The sequence below is a fragment of the Bacillus safensis genome (genome assembly GCF_039619585.1).
GTDB classification, from domain to species: Bacteria; Bacillota; Bacilli; order Bacillales; family Bacillaceae; genus Bacillus; species Bacillus safensis.
Window position 1 is genome coordinate 3,390,594 of record NZ_CP154909.1, and the last position, 20,889, is coordinate 3,411,482.

A 20,889-nucleotide genomic window follows, 5' to 3' on the forward strand; every position below is an offset into this window, starting at 1 on the left:
TTGCTTTTTTCTTTTGTCTAGGTTTTTGTCACACCTCTAGGGCGCTGTTCATAAGATGCCTAGTAGTTTTTATCAAAAGCCTAGAGGTGACATCAATGACTGTTGAGCTGGATTATACATCACCAAATGTCAAATTTTCATACGATCTGAATCAAAGCCCCCTTGTGAAATTCGATCAGCATAACCTGATTAATGTGTTAGGAAAAAAACAATTAAACTCGTTGGATCAAGTGTCCCTGCTGGATATATATTTGAGTAAAAGCAAAGTCGTAGAGCCTCATTATCATCAAAATGCCGCAGAGCTTGTTTATTGTATAGCCGGTTCTGCTGCCGTATCGATGCTGAATCCATTTACAAAAAAACTGCACACCTACACCATCACACCTGGACAGGTGGCAAACGTGCCTCAAGGCTGGTGGCACTATGAAGTCGCTCTCCAAGACAGAACTCATTTGTTAGCCATTTTTAACGCATCTACACCTGAAGTGATCCTAGGCTCAGACCTTCTCACCCTCACCCCTTCTCACATCATGGCCCATACTTATTGCATGAACGAAACACAGTGGAAGCAGGCGATAAAGCCTGTGAAACCAAGTGTGTTTATCGGACCATTTTGCCACCGGGAGGAAGAGTCTCAAACGCATCCTGTCCCTCCATCTCACTACGTCCCATATTATCAAGCACCGCCCAACTATACCCCTTACTGGAGTTAAGAAAAAAACCGATGCCCCTATGAGAGCATCGGTTTATTGGCTTATAAATTTTTTGCTGCTGCAATGACAAGCATGATCCAAGAGGCGATAAATGCTACTCCGCCAATAGGAGTAATGGCACCTAGAATCTTCACCTGCGTCAATGCCAGCACATAAAGGCTTCCTGAGAAGAAAAGGATGCCTGCAAGCATCACCCAGCCAGCGGCAGGAACCAAGGAGACACCTGACAGCTTATCTGCAAGAAAAGCGACAACAAATAAGCCAATGGCATGGAACATTTGATATTGAACACCTTTATTCCATATTTCTATATATTTTTCAGGGATTTTCCCTTCTAGACCGTGCGCACCGAAGGCTCCAAGTCCAACAGCAAGCATGGCGTTAATAGCACCTAAAATGAAAAATAGTTTCATTCGTCATTCTCCTTATCTCGTCAATTATATTTATCATAGCGCGGGTGAAGGGCGACATTCAACTTTCCCTTTACGTTGACACGAGATTGTCGGATTTCTTTTTCTTTCGTAACAAGACTTGGTCGACCACGATCGCAATGAGTGTACCTAGAACAAGACCGTTGCTTAATAATGAAATGAGCACAGGATGCATGCCTTTCAAGGCCCCCTGAGGCACAAACATCGCCCCTACGCCTGCTAAAACAGCAATCCCAAGAACAAAGCGAATCCGCGGGACTTCTTCTTTCTCATACTGATCAAACTCCGACATCGCAATCCCAATCATAGAAGAGAAGACCACAAAGTTTACAGCAAGCCCCACAGGTGATGGCAATGCAGAGAAAAAGCTCATGAGCAGCGGGAATAAACTAATGAGTACAATGAGCAGACTTCCTATGAAAAATGGCTTTCTCGATGGAATTTTCGTTGTCTGGATAAATCCTGCTGCCCCCGAAATAGGTACAGGCGCAATCGCCCCGATCAGCCCGCTTAATAAATGACCAAATGCTGCGACAAAACCAGCAGGACGTGCTCTTTTCCGCTCACGCAGTTCACCAAATGCCTTCACTGAGCTTTCCACAATTCGAATACTTGCCAGCATGTTCACAATGAGTAAAATCGTTATAAAAAAGGACGTGACAAGCAATCCGCTGTCAAAGACCGGCATACCGAATGGAAACAGCTTCGGAAACTCGATGATTTGTTCTGGAATTCGAACCGGCTTCGCCAATCCGAGTAGAGCGAATAACAGCCATCCGCCTGCAAGGGCGAATAACACAGAAAACTGCCTCAAGTAATGCCATTTTGAGCGGCTGATCATGAAGGTGAGGATAATAATCAAGATCGATAAGCAAAAGACAAGCCCGTCCACCTGATTTCCCCGATAACCGATGCCCATCAGCCCTTTCATGATTGGCTGACTTAGCTGCACAACAAGCAGCAGCAGGTAAATGCCTGTGACGACTGGCGTAAATAAAGACGCGAGCCAATTGATGATTTTAAATAAACTAAAAATAAAAAAGAAAACAGCACTAAAAATTAAAGCCCCTTGTAATGCTTGCAGGGTTTCAGGATACGTCGCAAAGATTGTACCTGTCATGCCGGCATAAAGGGTATACACACCCCACCAAAGCCCTGCTGGACTTTCATTGATCGGCAGCATATGGCCGCATAAACACTGCACCATCGCCACCAGACCAAGTGAAAAGAAAGTACTTTGAATCAGCTCCGCCGATTGCACTTGGTTCAATTCAAATGCTTGTGCAATCGCAATTGGTACGGCAATAGAAGCTGCGATAAAAAATGCCATCCACTGAATGGCGCCCAAAAATAGTTTCAAACCGATCACCTTCCCTTTGTCGTGACAAGACCATTAAAAATCAAAAATAGAGTCGCCGTTCCCGTCCTTCTCTTTTTGACCCTCATCATTTTGCTGAAATTTCTTCGCACCACTTGTGCCCATGAGTTTCTCAAGCATGGCTTGATCTGTAGTCACAGATGGCGCTGATGGTGTATGTATCGATGGAGGTGGTGAGATGGCCGGCGACTGCGGCATTTGCACCTTTGATGGTGCGTCGAGAATGACATCACATAGTGAAGAAATGGCCGCTACTTGACGTTTCACCTCTTCATCATTTCCACTTTGCTTTGCTTTTTGAACCGCTTCCTCCATTTTTTGAAGCAGGCTTGATATATGAATATTCAAGGGTAGACCCTCCAATCTAAAAAAATCTCTTTTCAACATTATTTTACCAAATGAACAAACCAAATGGGTTCATTTTTTCAAAGCAGTGCGCTCACGACTCTCTTATTTGACCCGTCATCTTCATTCACACATAATAAAAGAAACAAAATCGTCTATGAAGGGATTGAATAATGGACAAGCTTACTGCTCTATTTCAGAAACAAAAAGTCTTTCAGAAGCCGGCGGTTCAAGAACGCATCCGCATTCTTCAAGATTTAAAAGCAGCAATCAAACAGCATGAAAAGGATATATTACAGGCCTTAGCCCATGATTTACATAAATCCGAACAGGAAGCCTATACAACAGAGATTGGGATGGTGTATGAAGAAATCAATCATACCATCAAGCACCTTCACAAATGGGCGAAGCCAACTCGCGTGAAAACACCGCTGACTCATATCGGATCAAAAAGCATGATTATCAAGGAACCTTATGGAACTGTGCTCATCATTGCTCCTTGGAACTATCCTTTCCAATTGGCCCTTTCTCCATTAGTCGGTGCGATTTCTGCGGGAAATGCCGTGATTTTAAAGCCGTCTGAGCTGACGCCGGCAGTCTCACAAGTGATCAGCACTATCATCAAACGTGTATTTCAAGAAGACCATGCGGCTGTCGTAGAGGGCGGTGTTGAAGTCAGTACAGAACTGCTGAAACTGCCCTTTGATTATATCTTCTTTACTGGAAGTGTGGCAGTTGGCAAAGTCGTCATGGAAGCCGCCGCAAAGCATTTGACCCCTGTCACACTTGAGCTTGGCGGAAAAAGTCCCAGCATCGTCATGCCTGATGCCGACATCAAGCTAGCAGCGAAGCGGATCACCTTTGGAAAGTTCACCAATGCAGGGCAAACCTGCATTGCTCCAGACTATTTGCTCGTTCATGAATCCATCAAAGAGGAACTTTTGCGAGAAATGACAGCCTGTATCCGTGACTTTTATGGTGAACATCCCGAAACGCATCCGCACTTTGGAAAAAATGTCAGCCAGCGTCACTTTGACAGGCTTACACAATTTCTCTCAAATGGATCGATCGTCACAGGTGGACAGTGCAATGAACAGGAGCTCAAAATCGCTCCGACCATTTTAGACAACATCACATGGGAAGATCCTGTCATGCAGGAGGAAATTTTCGGACCGATTCTGCCTGTCATGACCTTTGATTCTCTGCATGAGGCAGTTCATATGATCAAAGCAAGGCCGAAGCCGCTTGCGCTTTACTTATTTACAACAAATAAAGAAACAGAATCCTATATTCTAGACAACCTCTCATTTGGCGGAGGATGTATCAATGACACGCTTATGCATGTCGCTACCCCTTACCTGCCATTCGGAGGCGTCGGCGAAAGCGGCATGGGGCGATATCACGGGAAGGAAAGCTTCTTTACTTTTACGCATGAAAAAAGCGTCCTGCGGCAAACCAATCGCTTCGATTTTTCCTTCCGTTATCCAAATGCGAAAAACGGACTCGACTTGGTCCGCAAATTTTTAAAATAAACAGGACGAAGGGGCTCTCCCCTCGTCCTATTTTCATTCAATATCCTTGATACACCAATTGATTTCTTCAATCCCCATTTGCTTTAAATACGCGTTTACCTTTGAAAACGGCCGGCTGCCAAAAAAGCCGTTTCTTGCAGAAAAAGGACTTGGATGAGGTGACTCAATGATGAAATGCTTGTTTTGATCAATGCGTTCTTTCTTGTTTTGAGCATGTCTTCCCCATAACACAAAAACGACAGGCTGCTCACGTTGATTCAGCACATCAATCACGCGGTCTGACACACGTTCCCAGCCCTTGCCTTTATGAGAATTCGCCTCGCCCCTTCTCACAGTCAGCACAGTGTTTAACAGCAGCACACCCTGCTCTGCCCAGCTGACAAGTGAGCCGTGGTTTGGAACAGGACAGCCAAGATCATCCTTTAGCTCCTGAAAAATATTTCTCAAAGATGGCGGATGTTTGACGCCCGGCTGAACAGAAAAGCTTAATCCATGTGCCTGCCCTGGGCCATGATAAGGGTCTTGTCCTAAAATCACCACTTTGACCTTTTCATATGACGTCAAATGAAGAGCACGATACACGTCATCTGGTTTTGGAAAAACGGTCTGCGTGCGATATTCTTCCTTCATCCATTCACGTAATTCCTGATAATACGGCTGTTCAAATTCACTTTTCATCACAGCCCACCAGCTATCATTTAAAAATGGCTTCATTGTGATTTTCCTCCTTCTACTTGCTGCGCTAGTCTGGAGATCATCGGTTTTCCATCCCACACAATCTCACTCTCTGATTCTCTTTTTTTCATCGCTGGTTCTTCTAATAATATCGCAAAGTTCGCTGTCGGCAGATCGCCCAGTTCATGCTTTTCACTTAAATCATCTAAGTAGTTCTTCCTTGTTTCACCAAGATCACTAGACTGATTTCCACCGCCGTCAAAAAACGCATAGATCACGCTCGCCGCTGGCACTCGTTTGACTCGGGCATGCTGTGATACACGCAAAAAGAAGTCCCAGTCCCAATAATGATGCATCGCTGGATCAAAATAGCCAATCTCATCGTGTATACAGCGTTTGTACATACTGCCCGAAGGAACATATGTAGAAAAGACACGCATATCCTCAATATCCGCTGTATAAGCAAACAAACGCCTCGACAGCGGGAAACGGGTCGCGCCTTTTTCTTCAAATGATACAATTTCTGCATCAGAAAAGACAAAATCGGCATCTTCCAGCGCCTTGCTCATACGTTCGATATGACAAGGTGTGAAGTAATCATCGTCGTCACTCAGCATGATGACGTCTCCTGTCAGCTCCCGCACCCCCACATTTCTGGCATTTACATGCTGGACATTCTCATCTAAATGAATCAAGCGGATCGGAAGCTCAGGGTAAAGTTCCTGAATGATGTCGACTCGCTCTCCTGCATCATTGACGACAACAATTTCAAAAGGCTGTACGGTTTGTCTTGTAATGGATTCAAGCAGCTCACACAGTGCGCTGAGCCGGTTATGTGTCACAATTAATAAGGAAATCTTCATATGCAGCTTACTCCTTTAATAGATTCGTCTTTTTCCATTAAAACATAAATTGACTATCTTCTCATGATATAAAAGGCGGTTTGATTTGAGGGGAAAATGGGAATTTTTGATGAAAAGGAGTGATCATGATGGAATATATCACGGTGGAAAATAGTAAAGAAGCAAAACAGACCATTGACCACATTCATTCATCGGGTTCATCAAAAGACGCTGTTTTTGTTTTTGCGTACGACCCAGAACGCTCTGATACCGTAACGGAGTATACAGATGCCAAAAGCATGACTGCGGTCGATCAAGGGATTTTGGATCAAGTCGCCAATGTCATTCGCACCCGGGATGATGAACTGATGGCCAAAATGATGTCAGCTGGGGCCGATCAAGAGTTAGCTTTAACCCTTTTAGATGAACTGAAAAAAGGAAAATTGGTGATTTGTAAAAGGTAAGAAAGAGAGGCGTTCCGATGAGAGGAACGCTTTTTTATGCCGTTTCATTGTGATAAATGGAAAAGCTGATTATAATAAGGGATAGAACAGTAACTGTTACACATCACATTGGAGGTTCAGCAACTATGTCTATGAATAAAGCACTCACCATCGCAGGTTCGGATTCAAGCGGCGGTGCAGGTATCCAAGCAGATTTAAAAACGTTTCAAGAAAAAAACGTCTACGGGATGACAGCTTTAACCGTTGTCGTTGCAATGGACCCTCATAATCATTGGGATCATCAGGTGTTTCCAATTGATACGGCGACAATTCGCGCGCAGCTCTCTACCATTGTAGAAGGTATTGGTGTAGATGCGCTGAAAACGGGTATGCTTCCAACCGTCGACGTGATTGAGCTTGCAGCTGACACCATCAAAACATATGACCTAAAAAATGTCGTCATTGATCCTGTCATGGTTTGTAAGGGTGCGAACGAAGTCCTTTACCCAGAGCACGCGGAAGCATTGCGTGAAAAGCTCACGCCACTGGCAACCGTTATCACACCTAATCTTTTCGAAGCAGGTCAATTAAGCGGAATCGGCGAGATCAAAACGATCGAACAAATGGAAGAAGCAGCAAAACGCATTCACGAACTTGGTGCAAAGTATGTGGTTATCACTGGAGGCGGTAAGCTCAGCGAAGACAAAGCCATCGATTTGCTTTATGATGGACAAACCTTCGAACGCCTTGAAACAGATAAAATCGACACAGAATACACACACGGCGCAGGCTGCACATTCTCAGCAGCAGTCACAGCTGAACTAGCGAATGGATCAGACGTGAAAGAAGCCATTTATGCAGCAAAAGAATTCATCACGGCTGCCATTAAAGGCTCTTTCCAGCTAAACGAATACATCGGACCAACAAAGCATTCTGCTCATCGTTTTGACAAATAAAACAGAAAAAACCGATTCGCCTTGTTAGGAGGTGAATCGGTTTTTGTTTATCGAAAGCTTCGTCTCTGTGCAAACAGCCAATCTGTTAAGCCTGGCGTCTCATAAGCAGGCGTCCATGATGCATGGTCATATCCATACTTGCTTGCATACTCCGTATAAAGCGGCTGGCCGCCAGCTTTTTGAATAGCTTGAATTGTATTTCTCGCATAGCTGATAGGGATAATGGAATCATCCTCTGCATGAAATGCCCATATTGGCTTGCTCGCTAAAATTCCCGCCTTGCTCGGATCTGCACCCCCAGCAATAGGAATCATCGCTGCAAACAAACGAGGATATGTGATGTTCAACTGGTACGTGCCAAATCCACCTTGTGATAAACCCGTCGCATAAATTCTTTTCTGGTCAATCTGATAAGAAGTTAACACATGCTGAAGGACATCATAAGCTTTGTGTAAATCTGGTGAAAATTGAAACACATTCGTCAGATCAATTTCATTTTGCACATTTCTTGTTAATGCAAAGCCTCCATCGACAGCATTTCGCGCCTGAGGTGCAAGTACATACGAAGGATGTTTCTTTTGAACTTCAGGAGAAGCCCATAAAACTGCACCATCATTCGCAAGTAACTGCTTTTGATTGTCTGTTCCCCTCTCCCCGCCTCCATGTAAGAAGAGGACTAAAGGATAGGCTTTACCCCTCTTATGATTTTTCGGAATGTACAACCGATAAGGCATTCCTTGATATTCAAAAGATAAAAAAGATGATGCGATATCCTCTCGTGTGACAAAACGATAATTGTACGTAGACGTAGCAAGTCGATGCCTATTTTTGTAAGCGCTTACTTTTAAAGTCGTATCAGTTTCGATATGAATGGGCTTTTTGTATAACTGACTTTGAGTTGTCGGCTGGCTGCCATCTGTTGTGTAATAAAGAGAAGCTTTTTGAACGTGAGAATGCAGAGCTACCTCTTGTAAACGATAATATTGACCAGACGGGACTGAAGCAGTTGACGCAGCAGATGACGTATGATTTCGGGCAGAAGAAACGGAAGGAAAAAGAAAACTCATAGAAAACAGGACAATAATAAAGGTGATCAGGCATTTCTTGGTTGTATAGTTCATATCGTTCCTCCTGTACATGCTCAGATGAAATTTTTATTTATTATTGATCATGACAACACAAATGTCAACGCTTTCATTTAAATTTCTGAATAATCTTATTGAATAAAAAAAGCGTACCCGCTTCCGAGTACACTCTTTTATCCATACATGAACGCCTATTTTTGCTGATCGGACTCTTTCGCCATTTTTCGAATAAAGGCTTCAATGGATTCAACAAATAAAGCATATTCTTTCATTTGTTTATACGTATCTGACAGCTTCTCTTTCACTTCTTCCTGCTCTAAAGAAGGTTCACCGAGAATAGATTGAACTTGAATGAGCAATTCCTTATATTCTTCACGTTTATCTTCAACATGATCTGCCATTGTCTCCAAGCGTTTTCTAGTCGTCGGCTGCTGTTTTGAATTCAAGTAAACAACCCCTTTTTGTCCTACCGCATTTGGATAAACGTCAGCCTCAGCTGTATATATTTTAAAATGATACCATAATTCCACCTGTTATCATATATGTAAAACGTCATCAAACCGCTTTAGGCCACCCTTGTATATACACGCTATAGGCTCTAAGATACAGGCTGATCTCACTAGAAAAAAGCAGATCAACGACCTGCTTCTTTTTGTAAATGCCATGTCTTCAATGTCAGCTTTGTTTCATTTCTTCCACTGATGGAGATCGATTTATTTCCCGGGGAAGGAAAGTAACGTGCAGTAAAAACTTCTCGGCCTCCGTTTACAAAAATCTCAATCGACGATGCATCAATAAAGATATGAAGATCGTGTAATTCCTCTATTGCTGCTTCACGAACTTCCTTTGATCGATCTTCAAATCGATCCCGCTCTAATGTCAGCTTTCCTTCCTCTTTATCATAGATGATGCGTGCAGCTGCACGGATACAGCATTCAAACCCTTTTTGTGTGTCAATTTGATCAATGAATACCTCTGCGCTCGTAATATCATCTACAGGGATGGAATGAACAGAACGTTTAATGTGAAAAACATGCTCTTGTTCATTGGTCCGCATGGATTGAAGTTCACTTACTGGTTTTTGAATCAGATGTCCGTCATCATCTAAACGGAGCTCTCTCGGGATCGTGAGGCAGTGTATCCATTGATAAGAAATCGTCGGATGATGTTCTTCTCCTTGATCAGGTACCCCCATCCACCCGATTAAAAGTCGTCTGCCTGATTCGTCTAGAAAGGTTTGCTGCGCATAGAAGTCAAAGCCGCGGTCCAGCTCCTCAAACGCTCCGTGTGTATATTGATAGGAATGATCATCCAATGTGCCAACAAAATAGCCTGATTGATGTGTGTTGTGATATTTTAAGCCATCCGGCTTGAGTCCTTGCGGTGACACAATCAATACATCCCGGCCGTCTAATTCAAACAGGTCTGGACACTCCCACATATAGCCGAAATTGTCTAAACCATTCTTTCCGCTGCCTGCAATCGTGCCTTGAAACGTCCAATTCTCTAACGTATCAGAGGTAAATAAGACAAGGTGTCCTTTGAGGTCTAAGCTTTGTGCACCAAGGACCATGTACCACTGGCCATTTCGCTTCCATACCTTTGGATCTCGAAAATGGGCGGTGAATCCTTCCGGCAGCGTCGCCACGACACCTTTTTTGTGAAAGTGAATACCGTCCTCTGAAACAGCTAAACATTGATACGTCTCACGGTTCCCTTGTTCATCCCGAACGTTTCCAGTGTACATCACATGCATCTGCCCATCGTTTATAAATGCACTGCCAGAATAACAGCCGTTTTGATCAAACCAATCACTTGGGGCAAGAGCGGCTTCTTCGTGCTGCCAATTGACTAGATCTGTCGATGTATAATGCCCCCAGAATTTTGCACCATGCCCCGTTTTGAATGGCTGCCACTGATAAAAGACGTGGTAAATTCCTTTCCACTGAATCAGTCCATTCGGGTCATTTAAAAGACCGACTGGCGGCATCAAATGAAAATGCTGCCGGTACACATCCTTTTTGACCAAATGCTCATAGTTTCGAATACGGTCTGCTACCTTTTGACGAAGTGCTGCGTCAGTTGTTGTCATGACTGTGACCACTCCTTGATTATTTTTCGACTTCTTTTATTTTAAAAATGATAGTGAGAATAAATGAAACAGCAACAGCGATTAACATACCAATCACATAATTGACCACATTCTGAACACCGAATGGTGCTGCAATCGCAATCATCGGAATGCCTGTTAAACCATAAGCATTGGCTGCTACCTTCGTGAAAACTACAAATGCCCCGCCCAATGCTCCTCCAATCATCGCCGCAATAAATGGTTGACGATAGCGGAGGTTTACACCGAATATAACAGGCTCAGTAATTCCTAAAAAAGCAGAGAAGGCAGCAGGAAGGGCAATTTCTTTTGTTTTTGCACGCTTGGCTAAGAAAAAAACAGCCAATCCTGCCCCGCCTTGCGCGACATTGGACATTGCCCAGATTGGCAGCAAATAGTTACGCCCAATATCATTCAGCAACCCTGCCTCAATCGCATGGAAGCTATGGTGAACCCCTGTGAGCACAATCAAAGAGTAAGCACCGCCGAAAATGAGTCCTGCTAAGAACCCTGCATGGTCATAAATAAATGTCAGTGCATTCGAAATGCCTGTACCAAGCATTCTTCCAAGCGGTCCAACTGCAATAAATGTCACAAATCCAGTGACAATCACCGTCACAAATGGGGTCACAAGTAAATCAATACTGTTCGGAACGACTTTTCTTAAATTCTTCTCAACAAGGCACATGATATATACGGTCAATAACACTGGAATAACCGTCCCTTGGTAACCAAGAAGAGCAATATCAATATTGAATAAATGCATATATTCAGGTTTTGCTTCCGTCAATCCCCACGGATTAAGCAGATTCGGGTGAATCATAATTCCCCCAATGACAGCCCCTAAATACGGATTTCCGCCAAACTCTTTCGCTGCACTGACCCCAATTAAAATCGGCAAAATGATAAAGGCTGCACTTGAGAACATATCAAGCATTTGGAAGATCGCAGAGCTTGGATCAGCCCATTTGAAGGCTTTCATCATACCTAAGAGACCCATTAACAAACCGCTTGCCACAATTGCTGGAATGATTGGTACAAAAATATTCGATAACGTCTTTGCAAAACGCGCAAGTGGATTCATTTTTTGTTTCACTGCTTCATCATGGCTGACAGGCTTTTGTTTCTCGTCGCCAGTCTCAAGACCAGTCTCACGAGCAAATGGTTCATATACTTTGTTGACAGATCCCGTTCCAAAAATGACTTGAAATTGTCCTGAACTTGAGAAAGCCCCTTTTACACCTTCAAGTTCTTCAATGGCCTCTTTGTCAATCAAATCCTCATTTTTCACCACCAATCTGAGTCTTGTTGCACAATGCGTAGCACTGATGACATTTTCTTTTCCGCCTAACAGTTTTGTTAATTCTTTGGCTGTTTTTTGATAATCCATGAAGTTTCCTCCTTTTTTAAAGCAAAAAAGACCTAAAATTCACCAACGAGTAAAGGACATACACGTCCCCTCGTTACGCAAATTTTAGGTCTTGCCTGCCTGACAGTCACAATCCCGCGGTATCAAATTTTGATTACGCTTTCATCATAGTATAAGACTGTGACATGCGTCAACCTCTTTTTTCAAATCCAATGACCCATGTACACTAATAAGAGTAGTGTGCATAAAAAAAAGCCTGCATGCAGGCACATCATTTTAAACCAATTCGGCTTCCTGCAGACGCTGGACATGCAGCGTGATGTAGCCGATCTCCGATTCAGGGAGATGAAGTCCATATTCATCTTTTAACAAATCAGCAAGTCCAAGTGCACACCGGTACGCTGTATCATATTTTGTTTGGATAAAAATCAGCATGTCTTCGTCCATGATTTGAAATGCCTCATTTGATTCCAACCTGCCTAATGCATACCTCAAATGTGTCACAAGCCGCTGATAGGAAATACTATCCTCATCAATTGAATGCTGAAAATATCTTTCAATATGCTCGATCATTTCTTTAATCATCGTTGTATATTTCACGGTCTTTTTCATGGACTCCGTATTCATTTTGGCCGTATGAATATGAAGTGCCACATATCCTGCCTCATCGTCCGGCAGTTCAACCCCAAGCCGCTCCTTTACATAACGAATGGCATACTTTCCAATCTCATATTCCTGCTTATATAAGACTTTGATCTCACCAAGCAATTTATTATATAACACAATGCCTTTTTGAAGGCGTTCAATGGCGAAGGACAAATGATCAGTCAGTGATATGTGAATGTGATCACTGAGCGGCATCATGAGTTTCCCCTCTGCATAACTGATGATATGCTCTGCTACCTCAATATGCGCTTCTGGCAATGTGGCAAGAATTTGTTTGAATTTCTCATTTTCTTCACGCACAACAAAGATTTTCTCTATTTTTTGAAGAGGAACGACGTCATTTTTCCCCTTCTGAAAAGCAATTCCGGGTCCCATCACAATTTTCTCCTGATCGCCCTCCTTCACAATCACTGCGTTGTTATTCAATATTTTATATATCTTCAAGGGGTATCCTCTCCCAGCAGATAACATTTCTTATGTGGGATTTTACCCTGTTTCACTTTTTCTGTAAAGGTAAGAGCGGACCAGCACGCGCCTCTCGCATCGTCTTCTCTTCAAGCATCATCAGACTTTGAGTAAACCGCTTCTCTATCCTGCGTTTCTTCTTATGTTCTTCTGCCAGTTTCTCCAGCTCTCTCTCTTTCACTACTTCAAAGAATCCAGCATCCGCCGCGGCCGCCTGAAACCCTTGCTGTTTCATCATCACACCAGGGTTCACAAGCACATTCATCATAAAACCAAACCATACGCTCAACCAGCTTTTTAATTTCTTCACTGAACATCCCTCCGCTTTTCTTAGAATCTAGCAGCTCTAGCAAAACAACTGCTCCTATCATATCCCGAGAAAAAAGAGAGGTTTGTCACAATCTGGGTGAAAAAACCAACTAGTTTTCAGAAGTTTTGTTGAAAAGTGCAGAAGATCATCATGTGCCTGGATGTTTCAATGAAAATTTTATGCACACGCTATCCCAAAGATAAGCACACCTTATCAACAGGGTTTATCCACATATCAACACCCTCTTACTAGATTTTGTGTATGTAAATTTTTTATTTTCCATATATGTATCTGAATAATTGAGTTATCAACAGACATTTGTGAATAAGTGCGACTTTATAAACAAAATAGTTCTTTATAACTATGTAAAATAAGACCATTTTAGTAAAGGAATTGTTTTCAACGTATTGAATACTTAATAACGGGCAGTGAATCTTTCCTATTTATCCACAAAAAGAAAGGCTATCTCCCTAAAAACACAGCTAGAAAGGGGAAAATAAATGAAAAAGGTAATATCTCGTTCTTCTGTTCTTTTGTTCTCCACTATTTTTATTTTATCCACATTCTTTACCGGTCAACAGGCTGCTGCTGCTCCATCTAACAAAAAGATGGAACTAGAAAAAGCAGAAATCTTCGGTGAAATCAATGTCAACTCGAAAAAACAAACCACTGTCATTGTTGAATTAAAGGAAAAATCCTTAGTTGAAGCCGAGCAAGAAGGCGAATCACAAACAAAGGCCTCCCTCAAAAAATCTCGAACAAAAGTAAAGAACGCAGCACTCAAAGAGGTAGATAAAGCGAGTGTTCGTCAAGAATATGAAAAAGTTTTCTCTGGTTTCTCTATGAAACTTCCTGCAAACGAAATCCCGAAGCTGCTCGCAGTGGATGGAGTAAAAGCCGTTTATCCGGATGTTACATATAAAACCGATGAAGTGAAAAAAGAAAGCATCCAGCTTCCAAACGAAGATGTCTCCCCGCTTATGGATAAAAGCGCTCCATTTATCGGTGCACCAAAAGCATGGGATGCCGGCTATTCTGGAAAAGGGGTCAAAGTCGCAGTCATTGATACTGGAGTAGACTATACCCACCCTGATTTAAAAGGAAACTTCGGTTTATACAAAGGCTATGATTTTGTTGATAATGATTATTCTCCGCAAGAGACACCTAAAGGAGATCCTAGAGGCGAATCCACAGATCACGGCACACACGTGGCAGGAACGATTGCGGCAAATGGACAAATTAAAGGGGTCGCAAAGGATGCCACGCTTCTTGCATACCGTGTACTTGGACCAGGTGGATCTGGAACAACTGAGAACGTTCTTGCAGGCATCGACCGGGCTGTTACTGACGGAGCAGATGTCATGAACCTCTCTCTTGGAAACAGTGTCAATAACCCTGATTATGCAACGAGCATTGCACTTGATTGGGCCATGTCTGAAGGCGTTGTCGCTGTTACTTCGAATGGAAACAGCGGTCCGAACAGCTGGACAGTCGGTTCTCCCGGCACGTCAAGAGAGGCCATTTCTGTCGGAGCAACTCAGCTTCCGTACAGCCTTTACAATGTGAAATTCCCGAACTATTCTACTGCAAAAGTCATGGGCTACTACCAAGAGAGTGATTTAAAAGCGCTTGACCAAAAACAAGTCACACTCGTCCAAGCAGGAATCGGTGACGAAAAGGCGTTTGAAGACATCGATGTGAAAGGAAAGGTGGCCGTAATTGAACGTGGTGCCATTGCTTTTGTGGATAAAGTCGACAATGCAAAAGCCGCTGGTGCAATCGGCGTTGTGATGTATAACAATACCGATGGAGAAATCCCAGTCGACGTACCAGGACTCGCACTTCCTACGATTAAGCTGTCAAAAGCTGAAGGAACAGCGCTTATTAAAGCCATTGAGGCTGGAAACGATACAACGGCTTTCTCCATTCAATTTGTCAAGGAACTTAGTGAGCAAGTCGCTGACTTCTCATCCCGCGGACCGGTTGTGGATACGTGGATGATTAAGCCTGATCTATCAGCACCTGGCGTCAGCATTGTGAGTACGATCCCAACGCATGATCCTTCTCAGCCTTACGGATATGGGTCTAAGCAAGGAACAAGTATGGCATCTCCGCATGTGGCAGGAGTTGCAGCGATCATCAAACAAGCAAAACCATCGTACTCAACTGAACAAATCAAAGCATTGCTGATGAATACAGCAGAAAAACTGTTTGACGCAAATGGCAGCCCATTCCCTCATAACACACAAGGAACAGGCAGCGTTCGAATCATGGAATCACTTCAGGCGTCTTCTATCGTTTCTGATGCGAGCTATTCTTACGGCACTTTCTTAAAGGAAAAAGGCGTTCAAATCAAAACGAAAAAATTTAAGGTAGAAAACCTTTCAAAAGCACCGAAAACGTATACCATTGATTACAAATTCAATGGCAGCGGCATTAGTACAAACGGAACGAAAAAAATCACCGTCAAAGGGAATTCCACTGGATCCTTTACTTCCGCAGTACAGGTGAATTACGGAAAAACCAAAAAAGGGACGTACCAAGGCAGCATAACCCTTCGCGAAAATGGCAGAAAGATCACAGAAATCCCTACTTTATTGATTGTGAAAGAGCCTGATTATCCGCGCGTCACTTCTGTTTCCGTAGAGCCGGACAATCGTGCTGGAAGCTATGTCATTAGCAGCTACCTGCCTGGCGGTGCTGAGAACCTTGCATTCCTTGTCTACTCGACCGATGGAGAGTATTTAGGTGAAGCTGGTGTTTATCAACATGTTGATAAAGGAGAGCACCGCGTAAAATGGAATGGCACAATCAATCAAGGCCAGAAGCTTGAAGCTGGTGAGTATACAATGCTTGCGTATGCAAGCTTGAAAGGAAAATCAGATACCGTACAAACGAAGGAAGCTTTCGAAATTTACCCTGAATAAATGTGAATCACAAGAAAAGCCTTGTATGAGCGGATAAGCTCATCAAGGCTTTTCGATCATATATGGAGGAAAGAGAAACTCATGTTGATATTGCTATGGATCGTTTCTTTTTTTACTGCTTTTTTCCTGACGATCACCTTGGTTTATTTTCTAACCTTTTTACATACGAAGCAGCCTCGTCCTTTTCATCAAGCATGCGAGCTGTCTGTTTATACTTCCTGTATCTACCCGCTCAGCCTGCTCGTGTCAGCCGCCTTCTTCCTCACCATGATGCTCCTTTTCCCCTTGTACTGGCTCCGCAGGCGATAAATATACATACGTTATGCATCAAAGGCTTCTTTTAATAAACGATACGATGTGAGCCGGTCTTGCATGTGATGTGTGATGGTCACAGCGATCAATTCATCTGTCCGATAAGCCTTCGCGAGTGCGGTCAGCTGCTCTTTCACAGATGCTGGCGTTCCAACGACCATCCTTTGACGATTAGCAGCCACTCGTTTTTGTTCATATGGACTGTAGGAATACGACTGTACCTCTTCATATGAAGGAAAGCCTTCAAGATTCAGCCCTTGTTCATTGGCAAGTAAAGATAAATCTAAGCTGACAGCCAGTTTTTCTGCCTGCTCCTCTGTTTCGGCACATAAAACAAAGACTGCCAGACTGACACGCGGCTTTTCACCGAATACTGAAGGTTCAAATCGATTGATATATTGCTCCACAGAATCTTCTCCGCCTTCACCATTAATAAAAAGAGCAAACGTGTAGCCTGCACCTGCTTTCGCCGCAAGCCTTGCACTCCCGCCAGAGGAACCGAGCATCCATACTTCTGGCGCGGTCTCAACCTTCGGAGAAGCGGTCAAATGAGGCAGCGGGTAAAATTCATCCGCTAGATCATGTAAATACACCTTCAATTCCTCTACCTGCTCAGGATATTGGTCGCCTAGACGCTTTCGCTCACCATGATGAAGGGCAATGGAAGAAATGGGCATACCACCAGGGGCACGTCCAATCCCAAGATCGATTCTGCCGGGAGCCAGCGCTTCGAGAACCCTGAAGTTCTCTGCTACTTTATAGGCACTGTAGTGGGGAAGCATGACGCCGCCAGAGCCAATGCGGATGTGCGACGTAACGGCTGATAAATGGCCGAGAAGCACCTCTGGACTCGATCCTGCAAGCCGGTTTGAAAAATGATGCTCTGATACCCAAAAACGGTGATAGCCCCACTTCTCCGCTTGCTTCGCCAGTTCAACCGTCTGCTTCAGTGCTTCAGCAGGTGTTGCGTCTCCAATCAAAGGAGATTGATCCAGTATACTTAATTTCATTATGCTGCACCTCTTACAGAAATCCCCCTCTCTTAAATGGAAAGGGGGATGTCTTATTTATTTTCGATTAAAGCCCTTCTCTTTCACAAATTCTCCAAGGAAGGCACGCTTTGGCTGACTAAAGCCCCGCAGCATCTGCTCAGACCAAGTATCTTTTCTCTCACCGTTTGTTCGTTCTTCATAATATGCCGAAATACGATCATCGTATTCTTTTAAATAACGATCCACATGCGCTTCATCTTGCTGATATGAATTTTCATGATAGATGAGTTCAACTGGCAGCCGTTCCTTTTGAGACGACTGGTTAGCTGGATGACCAACAGCCAGACCGAATAACGGCAGCACATAAGATGGCGTTTCAAGCACTTCAGAGACTTCTCTCAGCTGATTACGCAGTCCGCCAATATAGCAGATCCCAAGTCCCATTGATTCTGCAGCAACACTGACATTTTGTGCAGCCAATGCCGCATCGATGACGCTAATGAGAAAGGCTTCCGTGTTCTCAAACGCCTCCTGATGATTCTTCCCTGCTCTTTTTGCAATATGATCATGGCGTTTCAAGTCTGCACAGAAGACAAAGAAATGCCCATTCTTCTCAACATAAGGCTGATTCCCAGCCAGTTCAGCAAGCTTGGCCTTCTTCTCCTGATCTGTCACCCCAATAATACTATACGCCTGTACATAGCTTGATGTCGAAGCAGCCTGTGCACTTTTAATCAGTGTCAGCACCTCTTCTTCTGTCAAACGCTCGTCTGTAAACGAACGGATGGATCGATGATTTAATATGGCTTCTATCGTTTTGTTCAATTCGAAGACCTCCTTCACTTCTTCTATCATAAGGCAAAGACATAGGGCTTTTCAAAAATGAAAACTCGCATAAAAAAAGACAGCCTATACTTAGACTGCCCTTACCCGTTTTATTTAAATAAATAACTTTGATATTTCGTTAATTGAACGCTTGCGTTATAGGCGATCCCGAATCCAATGAGAACGGACAAGACAGAGCTTCCTCCAAAGCTGATAAATAAGAGTGGAATCCCTGTTACAGGCATCACGCCTATGTTCATGCCAATGTTCTGGAACGTATGAATTACAATCAATGCTGTATATCCTACGCAGAAGAATGACGCAAATCGGCTATAAGGATGGATACGGTCAATCAGTACGACAAGCCGGTAAATCAAGAAGAAGAACATGATCACAACAAACGCACAGCCGATAAAGCCAAAGGCTTCACCTATAATGGAGAAAATCATATCCGTTTGTGCTTCAGGAACGTAGACCTTTAAGTTTTTAATGCCATTCCCAAAAATCTGCCCTGCACCAATGGCCATAATCGCCTGCTCTACTTGATATTTATCAGATCCAGATGCATCCTGCGTCTGTGCTTGGTTGGCTGTTGAAGAACTATCAGGCAGCCAAGCGGTGATCCGGTTGATCTGGTACTGCTGGATGCCTATTGTTTTCGCAAAATCAGGGAATAAGATGATCACAGCTAAAACAGAGGCAACTAAAAGCACAACCACTGAACCGATGAGAGAGATCAGTTTCCAATTGATCCCTGATAAAAACACCATCACCACAACAATAAACATACAAACAGCCGCAGTCCCTGCATCCTGCAAGAAGATCAGTCCAACTGGTACAGCTGCCACCCCGGCAATTTTTAATAGAAGGAAAATATCATCCTCTAATGTCCGCTTTCCTCTAGGTGTAGACTTTCCAATGACAGATGCAAGCATCATAATCAAACCAATTTTCATGAACTCTGAAGGCTGAAATGTCCCTATTCCAGGTAACACAAACCAGCTTTTTGCACCATTTTTGATTGGAGCAAAATCATGACCTCCGATTTGTGCAGGAGCAACCTTCAGAAAAAGCAACAGCAGTATGCCGCCTATAAAAATATAGAGACTTAGCTTCTCTAATTGCTCCAAATCAAAGTAATTTATGGCAACAATACATATAACTCCGACCATGTAGTAAATAATCTGTCTGGTCCATGCATTAGATCCGTACTGCCCAAATTGACCCGCAGCATAAATCGCAATGACACTGATGGCAAAGAAGGCTAAAAATATAAAAATCAAATCTCCTTGATAGTAAGGAGATGTATTCTGCTTGTTCATGAACTAACCACCCTTATTACAAAACATAAAAGCCCTTATTTATATTAGATTGAAATTTTCACAAAATCAACTCACCTTAAATATGACGGAAGATACATCCGAAAGGTTCCATTCAATTTTCAAAAAATGAAATACTTTTCATCCTAACAATAGGAAAAAATCCCTCTATACACTTTTCATTCAATCGATCTCAAGTCCTTTAAAAAGTTTATTTTACAGATTTTAAGGGGAAAATTCAATGACCTATGTGGCGATATGACAAGTAAACATCAGATGAGATAAGCTGCACTGAGGAACAAAACCATTTTGTATGGAATAAGGCCCATTTTCCAATTATTACGTTTACTTCAAAGTCAATTGTGGTATAATACTTGTAACAAAATGTTCACAATATCTCCTAAAAACAGACACAATTGCATCCTGACCTCTCATTTGATTTGAACATCAACTTACAAAGGAGTTGGATACGATGGATATGTTCTTTGCGTACCTATGTATAGCAACGGCTACACCCCTGTTTTTATGGCTGGAAAACAGAAAGATTGCATTAGCATCTATTCCACCCATTATGATTATGTGGATTTTCTTCGGTCTTTACATGACAAGCAGTTTATCTCCAGCAGGACATACCTTCATGATCGCATTCTTTGCCATTAACGTGATTTTGGCTCACATTGCAGCGTTCCTCATCTACGGACTTCCATTCATTCGCAAAAGATTCAGCAGCAGATAGATATCGCCCAACTATTGGAAGCGTTATCACCATCATGATAAAAACCACTCACCTTCAAGAGATGAGTGGTTTTTTTATTATTTCTCTGAATGCTCAGACTGCTTTGGCGCAGACGGTGAATAACCGTCTTTACTGTTCTCTCCGTGGCTGTAGTGAGCCGCAAAGATCCAAACAGATCCGATGACGAAGATAATCGCACAGAACAGACCAAACAAAGTATTTCCGACTTGAACAGTTCCGTTCTCGCTCTCTGTCATGTGCATAAACATGAACAGCTGCAAGAATGCTTGAATGAACGCAAAACCAAAGATAATCCATAGTTTTGCGGAACTGCCAATTTCAGCTCCAATCGCAATCCAGAATGCTAAGACTGTCAGCACAATAGATAGGATAAAGCCAACTACGTGTTTCCAAGGGAAGTGTTCGTGCTCTGCTGAGGAATGTGTTTTTCCAGCCAT

General features: G+C 43.1%; 21 protein-coding genes. 6 read left to right on the forward strand and 15 right to left on the reverse strand.

Annotated features, from left to right (window positions below):
- Positions 1-95: 95 nt before the first annotated feature.
- Positions 96-713, forward strand: coding sequence for a cupin domain-containing protein (locus AAYR28_RS17475; RefSeq protein ID WP_024423814.1), 618 nt, complete (start codon positions 96-98; stop codon positions 711-713).
- A gap of 41 nt (positions 714-754) precedes the next feature.
- Here the strand turns inward: AAYR28_RS17475 and AAYR28_RS17480 are convergent, their stop codons facing one another.
- From AAYR28_RS17480 to AAYR28_RS17490, 3 genes are all read right to left on the reverse strand, one after another.
- Positions 755-1,126, reverse strand: coding sequence for a DUF423 domain-containing protein (locus AAYR28_RS17480; RefSeq protein ID WP_025093833.1), 372 nt, complete (start codon positions 1,124-1,126; stop codon positions 755-757).
- A gap of 70 nt (positions 1,127-1,196) precedes the next feature.
- The gene (locus AAYR28_RS17485; RefSeq protein WP_041115438.1) at positions 1,197-2,504 is read right to left on the reverse strand and encodes a purine/pyrimidine permease; all 1,308 of its coding nucleotides are present in this window, start codon (positions 2,502-2,504) and stop codon (positions 1,197-1,199) included.
- A gap of 33 nt (positions 2,505-2,537) precedes the next feature.
- Complete coding sequence (locus AAYR28_RS17490) at positions 2,538-2,870, reverse strand: YwdI family protein (protein ID WP_034281287.1); 333 nt, start codon at positions 2,868-2,870, stop codon at positions 2,538-2,540.
- Positions 2,871-3,040: 170 nt separating this feature from the next.
- On the opposite strand from AAYR28_RS17490, the gene AAYR28_RS17495 reads away from it, so the two are divergent.
- A complete protein-coding gene (locus AAYR28_RS17495; RefSeq protein ID WP_120207917.1) occupies positions 3,041-4,399 on the forward strand; it encodes an aldehyde dehydrogenase in 1,359 nt (452 codons plus the stop codon).
- A 33-nt stretch (positions 4,400-4,432) separates the two neighbouring features.
- Here the strand turns inward: AAYR28_RS17495 and AAYR28_RS17500 are convergent, their stop codons facing one another.
- Together AAYR28_RS17500 and AAYR28_RS17505 are read right to left on the reverse strand one after the other, a co-directional pair.
- Complete coding sequence (locus tag AAYR28_RS17500; protein WP_120207919.1) at positions 4,433-5,113, reverse strand: uracil-DNA glycosylase; 681 nt, start codon at positions 5,111-5,113, stop codon at positions 4,433-4,435.
- Positions 5,110-5,937 carry a glycosyltransferase family 2 protein gene (locus AAYR28_RS17505; protein ID WP_120207921.1) on the reverse strand — a complete coding sequence of 276 codons (828 nt, stop codon included), beginning with the start codon at positions 5,935-5,937 and terminating at the stop codon, positions 5,110-5,112. The genes AAYR28_RS17500 and AAYR28_RS17505 overlap by 4 nt, the downstream gene beginning before the upstream one ends.
- Positions 5,938-6,065: 128 nt before the next feature.
- Here AAYR28_RS17505 and AAYR28_RS17510 point away from each other — a divergent pair, with 128 nt between their 5' ends.
- The gene (locus AAYR28_RS17510) at positions 6,066-6,380 is read left to right on the forward strand and encodes a general stress protein (protein WP_041115434.1); all 315 of its coding nucleotides are present in this window, start codon (positions 6,066-6,068) and stop codon (positions 6,378-6,380) included.
- Positions 6,381-6,505: 125 nt separating this feature from the next.
- Positions 6,506-7,315 (forward strand): bifunctional hydroxymethylpyrimidine kinase/phosphomethylpyrimidine kinase, encoded by an 810-nt coding sequence (locus AAYR28_RS17515; protein WP_024426411.1) that lies wholly within the window; start codon positions 6,506-6,508, stop codon positions 7,313-7,315.
- 47 nt (positions 7,316-7,362) lie between these two features.
- Here AAYR28_RS17515 and AAYR28_RS17520 read toward each other — a convergent pair whose 3' ends face one another.
- From AAYR28_RS17520 to AAYR28_RS17545, 6 genes are all read right to left on the reverse strand, one after another.
- Positions 7,363-8,436, reverse strand: coding sequence for a chitobiase/beta-hexosaminidase C-terminal domain-containing protein (locus tag AAYR28_RS17520; RefSeq protein ID WP_120207923.1), 1,074 nt, complete (start codon positions 8,434-8,436; stop codon positions 7,363-7,365).
- 155 nt (positions 8,437-8,591) lie between these two features.
- Positions 8,592-8,846 carry a hypothetical protein gene (locus tag AAYR28_RS17525; RefSeq protein ID WP_024423823.1) on the reverse strand — a complete coding sequence of 85 codons (255 nt, stop codon included), beginning with the start codon at positions 8,844-8,846 and terminating at the stop codon, positions 8,592-8,594.
- Between the two features lie 188 nt (positions 8,847-9,034).
- Positions 9,035-10,492 carry a sucrose-6-phosphate hydrolase gene (locus AAYR28_RS17530; RefSeq protein WP_070326153.1) on the reverse strand — a complete coding sequence of 486 codons (1,458 nt, stop codon included), beginning with the start codon at positions 10,490-10,492 and terminating at the stop codon, positions 9,035-9,037.
- A 19-nt stretch (positions 10,493-10,511) separates the two neighbouring features.
- Complete coding sequence (locus AAYR28_RS17535) at positions 10,512-11,900, reverse strand: sucrose-specific PTS transporter subunit IIBC (RefSeq protein ID WP_034281296.1); 1,389 nt, start codon at positions 11,898-11,900, stop codon at positions 10,512-10,514.
- A gap of 255 nt (positions 11,901-12,155) precedes the next feature.
- On the reverse strand, positions 12,156-12,989 hold the full coding sequence (locus AAYR28_RS17540; RefSeq protein WP_034281297.1) for a PRD domain-containing protein: 834 nt from the start codon (positions 12,987-12,989) through the stop codon (positions 12,156-12,158).
- Between the two features lie 52 nt (positions 12,990-13,041).
- Entirely contained in the window at positions 13,042-13,320 is a 279-nt protein-coding gene (locus AAYR28_RS17545) for a hypothetical protein (RefSeq protein ID WP_034281298.1), read from the reverse strand.
- A 500-nt stretch (positions 13,321-13,820) separates the two neighbouring features.
- Here AAYR28_RS17545 and AAYR28_RS17550 point away from each other — a divergent pair, with 500 nt between their 5' ends.
- Positions 13,821-16,247, forward strand: coding sequence for a S8 family peptidase (locus AAYR28_RS17550; RefSeq protein ID WP_098677124.1), 2,427 nt, complete (start codon positions 13,821-13,823; stop codon positions 16,245-16,247).
- Between the two features lie 320 nt (positions 16,248-16,567).
- Here the strand turns inward: AAYR28_RS17550 and AAYR28_RS17555 are convergent, their stop codons facing one another.
- The 3 genes from AAYR28_RS17555 to AAYR28_RS17565 form a co-directional block, all read right to left on the reverse strand.
- Positions 16,568-17,569: an LLM class flavin-dependent oxidoreductase gene (locus AAYR28_RS17555; RefSeq protein ID WP_120207925.1), complete on the reverse strand. Its 1,002-nt coding sequence runs from the start codon at positions 17,567-17,569 to the stop codon at positions 16,568-16,570.
- Positions 17,570-17,626: 57 nt separating this feature from the next.
- Complete coding sequence (gene nfsA, locus AAYR28_RS17560) at positions 17,627-18,376, reverse strand: oxygen-insensitive NADPH nitroreductase (protein ID WP_098677123.1); 750 nt, start codon at positions 18,374-18,376, stop codon at positions 17,627-17,629.
- Between the two features lie 110 nt (positions 18,377-18,486).
- On the reverse strand, positions 18,487-19,698 hold the full coding sequence (locus AAYR28_RS17565; RefSeq protein WP_041115417.1) for an FtsW/RodA/SpoVE family cell cycle protein: 1,212 nt from the start codon (positions 19,696-19,698) through the stop codon (positions 18,487-18,489).
- A gap of 469 nt (positions 19,699-20,167) precedes the next feature.
- Between AAYR28_RS17565 and AAYR28_RS17570 the strand changes: the two genes are divergently transcribed.
- Positions 20,168-20,431: a spore morphogenesis/germination protein YwcE gene (locus AAYR28_RS17570; RefSeq protein ID WP_008345491.1), complete on the forward strand. Its 264-nt coding sequence runs from the start codon at positions 20,168-20,170 to the stop codon at positions 20,429-20,431.
- Positions 20,432-20,508: 77 nt separating this feature from the next.
- Here the strand turns inward: AAYR28_RS17570 and qoxD are convergent, their stop codons facing one another.
- On the reverse strand, positions 20,509-20,889 hold the full coding sequence (gene qoxD / locus AAYR28_RS17575; protein WP_012011667.1) for a cytochrome aa3 quinol oxidase subunit IV: 381 nt from the start codon (positions 20,887-20,889) through the stop codon (positions 20,509-20,511).